General features: G+C 52.5%; 6 protein-coding genes. 3 read left to right on the forward strand and 3 right to left on the reverse strand.

Going from position 1 to position 4,650, the window contains the following annotated elements; translation table 11 throughout:
* The 3 genes from CDH47_RS05015 to CDH47_RS05025 all read right to left on the reverse strand — a co-directional run.
* On the reverse strand, nucleotides 1–955 hold a 955-nt coding region (locus tag CDH47_RS05015; RefSeq protein ID WP_153045465.1), incomplete at its 3' end, for an IS3 family transposase.
* Entirely contained in the window at nucleotides 952–1,452 is a 501-nt protein-coding gene (locus CDH47_RS05020; RefSeq protein WP_100638782.1) for a transposase, read from the reverse strand. The genes CDH47_RS05015 and CDH47_RS05020, both read right to left, overlap by 4 nt.
* A 29-nt stretch (nucleotides 1,453–1,481) precedes the next feature.
* Entirely contained in the window at nucleotides 1,482–1,733 is a 252-nt protein-coding gene (locus tag CDH47_RS05025; RefSeq protein ID WP_153045466.1) for a hypothetical protein, read from the reverse strand.
* A gap of 142 nt (nucleotides 1,734–1,875) precedes the next feature.
* Here CDH47_RS05025 and CDH47_RS05030 point away from each other — a divergent pair, with 142 nt between their 5' ends.
* From CDH47_RS05030 to CDH47_RS05045, 3 genes are all read left to right on the forward strand, one after another.
* Nucleotides 1,876–2,193: a BrnT family toxin gene (locus tag CDH47_RS05030; protein ID WP_100638784.1), complete on the forward strand. Its 318-nt coding sequence runs from the start codon at nucleotides 1,876–1,878 to the stop codon at nucleotides 2,191–2,193.
* Nucleotides 2,162–2,434, forward strand: a complete 273-nt coding sequence (locus CDH47_RS05035; protein WP_100638785.1) for a BrnA antitoxin family protein — start codon at nucleotides 2,162–2,164, stop codon at nucleotides 2,432–2,434. Before CDH47_RS05030 ends, CDH47_RS05035 begins: the two co-directional genes overlap by 32 nt.
* A gap of 645 nt (nucleotides 2,435–3,079) precedes the next feature.
* Nucleotides 3,080–4,623 (forward strand): IS3 family transposase gene (locus CDH47_RS05045; protein WP_476738575.1). Its coding sequence is split into 2 segments (ribosomal slippage): nucleotides 3,080–3,548 and nucleotides 3,548–4,623, totalling 1,545 coding nucleotides; the frame shifts between segments, so codons are not numbered across the junction.
* Nucleotides 4,624–4,650: the final 27 nt, after the last annotated feature.

Genomic DNA, 4,650 nt, shown 5'->3' on the forward strand with positions numbered 1-4,650 from the left:
TTTTTGCCGCTTCAATAACCTGCTTTCTCTGGGCCAGTATCTGGTCAGCTTCGCCCGTATGGCGTTGCTGGGGTGTTACGTAATTCAAGGCACTGTGTCGGTGCTCGGTGTTGTACCAGCGCACGAACGCCAGTACCCATTTGCGGGCGTCCTCAATCGTTCTAAAGCCGTTTACCGGGAACCCCGGACGGAACTTCAAGGTTTTGAACAGCGACTCTGAGTAAGCGTTGTCGTTACTGACCCGAGGGCGACTGTTCGAGGGCGTAATGCCCAGATCGTACAGTTTCTCCAGGAAGGTTGAAGCCTTCATGGGGCTCCCATTATCGGAGTGCAGCACCAGCGGTTTCTCTTTCATCGCCAGATGCTCACGCCAGTAGGCCTTTTCAATGAATTCACTGGCAAGCTCACCGGTTTCACCGTGATAGACCTCATGGCCCACGATCTTGCGGCTGTATACGTCCAGCATCAGGTACAGATAGAACCAGGTGCCTTTTGCTGGCCCCGGTAGCCAGGAGATATCCCACGACCACAGCTGGTTCGGTTCTGTGGCCTTATGTGTGGTTGCCCTGCGCTTACTCTGAGGCGCTTTTTGCCGACCTCTGGGATGTACTTGATCCTTCTCCCGCAATACTCGGTAGAAGGTGGATTCTGAGGCCAGATAACGCCCCTGATCCAGTTGATCCGCAACGATGAAGGCCGGCGGACAGCTTCGGTATTCTTTCTGGTTGCACAGTGAGACCACGGCCTGACGTTCCACCTCCGAGAGCTTGTTCGCAGGTGTTGGCCTGGATGCTACAGGTCGTTGATCAGCGCTGACGGTATTCTCTGCCGTCCAACGTTGATAAGTGCGCACACTGAGGTTCAGTAAGGCGCAAGCCTTGACCAGCCGGGCTCCGTTACCCTGAGCCTCTTGGATCAGAGCAACCGCCTGCTGGCGATCCGGGAGGCTGGTCATTCGTCCTCGTCTTTGGGGCCCCAGATCGCCTCGGCTTTTTTTGACAGCGTCAGCAATGCTGCGGTTTCTGCCAGAGCCTTTTCCTTGCGTCGCAGCTCCGCTTCGAGTTTTTTGACTCGCTTTTTCTCAGCCTTGGCTGCTTGGCGATTCTGCCTAGCCTGTTCATCCGACAGGGCATTGGCGCCCATGCAGGCAGCTTTCCAAGCTTCGATCTGTTCCGGGTACAGACCGTGCTTACGACAATATTCACTGAGTTCCGCCTCCGTCATCGGGGCGGTTTCCAGAACAATGCGGAACTTCTCTTCGCTACTCCACTTGTCGGGATGAGCTGAATTCGATGGCAAAACGGCACCTCGTCCTCTGGCGGCTTTACGCCAATTGTACAAGGTTGCGGTACTGATGCCTTCCTGGCTGGCCAACTCGGCAACCGTCAGGCTGTGAGGTGGGGCCATCTTCTGGAGAATGGCTTCTTTACGTTCCGGTGAATAATGGGGCATGGTTGTCCTCTGAAATAATCAGGCGACAACTACGCTGACACATAGGGCAGTGCCGTTAAGGCTAAAAAGCTCAGTATCGGGCTTAACGTGCCTCCCATGAAATCACCAAACGTGCCCCAACGCTCGTGCTCCAGAGTGAGACTGCCCTGAAAGTTGAATAGATAGAAAATGAACACTGCCGCGACTGCAGCGATAGCTGAAACGAATATCCAAACCAGCCACTTCAGGAGCTGGTCAGAGCTTGCCAACTTGAATTTTTCTTGGAGGTTTCGGTTTTCCACGAACCTATCATCCTTGTGAGGCTTAACGCCTGCAGCATGCGCGCCCATGAAATGGAGCCGAAGGCACAATGTAATGGGCGTCGCCGTGCCTGCATTGGTTAGCACTTGTTGACGACAACGTATATGCTGGTAATATACTTTTATGATCAATTGGGCACAAGTCACTGGCTTTGACTGGGACGAAGGCAACTCCCGAAAAAACGCGGAGAAGCATCGCGTCAACCAGTCCGAAGCGGAAGAAATCTTCTTTAATGAGCCGCTTCTCGTGTTGGAAGATTCCAGACACAGCCAAGCAGAGGCCCGGTTTCATGCCCTTGGTGAAACAGATGATGAGAGACTACTCCACATCACATTTACACTAAGGCAGAACGGTACACTGATTCGCGTAATTTCAGCTCGCGACATGCACCGCAAAGAGAGGGCTGTTTATGAGCAAGTTGAAAAAGATGCCTGGGTTTAAAACTGAAGCAGAAGAGCGAGAGTTCTGGGAGACCCACGACTCCTCAGATTACTTGGACTGGAGCCAGGCAAAACCTGCTTCTTTTCCGAAGCTAAAGCCTTCAACCAAGACTATCTCACTCCGTTTGCCTGAAACACTGCTTAATCGGATCAAAATTGAGGCCAACAAGCGAGACATGCCTTATCAATCACTGATCAAAGCTTGGCTTGCGGACGAGGTGAACGACAACCGTCGGCCATGAGGCGCTAACGCCGCATTCAGCGGCTTGTCCGCTGCAATGCATTGTTAAAAACCGTCTGCTTTGAATCGTTCTCTAGCTTCATCTTCGCATTTATAACAAGCGAAATACTTAATTGTTTCCATATCGCCAGTTACGAATTCGTCGCAATGGGGACAAGATATTGCCTGCCATCCTCTATCAAAACAAGATACGCAACTCCACAGGCCGTCAATAAAAAATACAGAGGGTCTTTCGTATTGGCATCTATGGCATCCTGCTATATGTGGTTGTCCCTCTTCCCACCAGTCATCTCCCTCAGTGTACTTGGCTTCACATAAATCAATGAGCTTCTCCGTCTTAGTAGCTGTTTTACAATGTGGACAGGCATTTAGGTTCTTATTAAAAAACTCGAAATCTTTATGGCAGTTTGGACACTCGACACTTTCACTTGTTGAGACTACTGCGGTGTCTGAAACTCCACAAACAATACAGCTATAATCAGAACCCCACTTATGTTCCTCTTTGACAACGGCCGCCAACATTCCGCAATGCTGACAATCAATAACCTTTTTCCCTGTTTTTTCTTCTATTTCTATTTTTGGTATTAGTTCGTTGTACCCCCTATGTGTCAGCTTAGTTGTCGCCTGAATATTTCAGAGGACAACCATGCCGCATTATTCGCCGGAACGTAAAGAAGCCATTCTCCAGAAGATGGCTCCACCTCACAACCTGACGGTTGCCGAGTTGGCCAGCCAAGAAGGCATCAGTACCGCAACCTTGTACAATTGGCGTAAAGCCGCCAGAGAACGAGGTGCCGTTTTGCCATCGAATTCAGCTCACTCGGACAAGTGGAGTAGCGAAGAGAAGTTCCGCATTGTTCTGGAAACCGCCCCGATGACGGAGGCGGAACTCAGTGAATATTGTCGTAAGCACGGTCTGTACCCGGAACAGATCGAAGCTTGGAAAACTGCCTGCATGGGCGCCAATGCCCTGTCAGATGAACAGGCCAAGCAGAATCGGCAAGCGGCCAAGGCTGAGAAAAAGCGAGTCAAAAAACTCGAAGCTGAACTGCGGCGCAAGGAAAAAGCCCTGGCAGAAACCGCAGCATTACTGACGCTGTCAAAAAAAGCCGAGGCGATCTGGGGCCCCAAAGACGAGGACGAATGACCAGCCTCCCAGATCGCCAGCAGGCGGTTACCCTGATCCAAGAGGCTCAGGGTAACGGAGCCCGGCTGGTCAAGGCCTGCGCCTTGCTGAACCTGAGTGTACGCACTTATCAACGTTGGACGGCAGAGAATACCGTCAGCGCTGATCAACGACCTGCGGCGTCTAGGCCAACACCTGCGAACAAACTCTCGGAGGCGGAGCGTCAGGCTGTGGTCTCACTGTGTAACCAGAAAGAGTACCGAAGCTGTCCGCCGGCCTTTATCGTTGCGGATCAACTGGATCAGGGGCGCTACCTGGCCTCGGAATCCACCTTCTACCGAGTGCTGCGGGAGAAGGATCAAGTACACCCCAGAGGTCGGCAAAAAGCGCCTCAGAACAAGCGCCGGGCAACCACCCACAAGGCCACAGAAGCCAACGAGCTGTGGTCGTGGGATATCTCATGGCTGCCGGGACCAGCAAAAGGCACCTGGTTCTATCTGTATCTGATGTTGGACGTATACAGCCGCAAGATCGTGGGCCATGAGGTCTATCACGGTGAAACCGGTGAGCTTGCCAGCGAGTTCATCGAAAAGGCCTACTGGCGTGAGCATCTGGCGACGAAAGAGAAACCGCTGGTGCTGCACTCCGATAATGGGAGCCCCATGAAGGCCTCGACCTTCCTGGAGAAGCTGTACGATCTGGGCATTACGCCCTCGAACAGTCGTCCCCGGGTGAGTAACGACAACGCCTACTCAGAGTCGCTGTTCAAAACTCTGAAGTTCCGACCGGGGTTCCCGGTAAACGGCTTCAGTACGATTGAGGACGCCCGAAAATGGGTACTGGCGTTCGTGCGCTGGTACAACACCGAGCACCGACACAGTGCCTTGAATTACGTAACACCCCAGCAACGCCATACGGGCGAAGCTGACCAGATACTGGCCCAGAGAAAGCAGGTTATTGAAGCGGCAAAAGCCGAAAACCCGCGACGCTGGTCGGGTGATATCAGAAACTTCAGCTTGCCGGAATCAGTCACTCTGAATCCGGAAAAGGCGGCCAATTGTTAAAGAGCTGATGACTTAAACGCGACATCT

Source organism: Marinobacter salexigens (assembly GCF_002806945.1).
GTDB classification, from domain to species: Bacteria; Pseudomonadota; Gammaproteobacteria; order Pseudomonadales; family Oleiphilaceae; genus Marinobacter; species Marinobacter salexigens.

Bases quoted from the DNA above. Each gene is read 5' to 3' on its own strand.
- CDH47_RS05035 (WP_100638785.1), top strand. From the start codon at position 2,162: ATGAGCAAGTTGAAAAAGATGCCTGGGTTTAAAACTGAAGCAGAAGAG.
- CDH47_RS05020 (WP_100638782.1), bottom strand. From the start codon at position 1,452: ATGCCCCATTATTCACCGGAACGTAAAGAAGCCATTCTCCAGAAGATG.
- CDH47_RS05030 (WP_100638784.1), top strand. From the start codon at position 1,876: ATGATCAATTGGGCACAAGTCACTGGCTTTGACTGGGACGAAGGCAAC.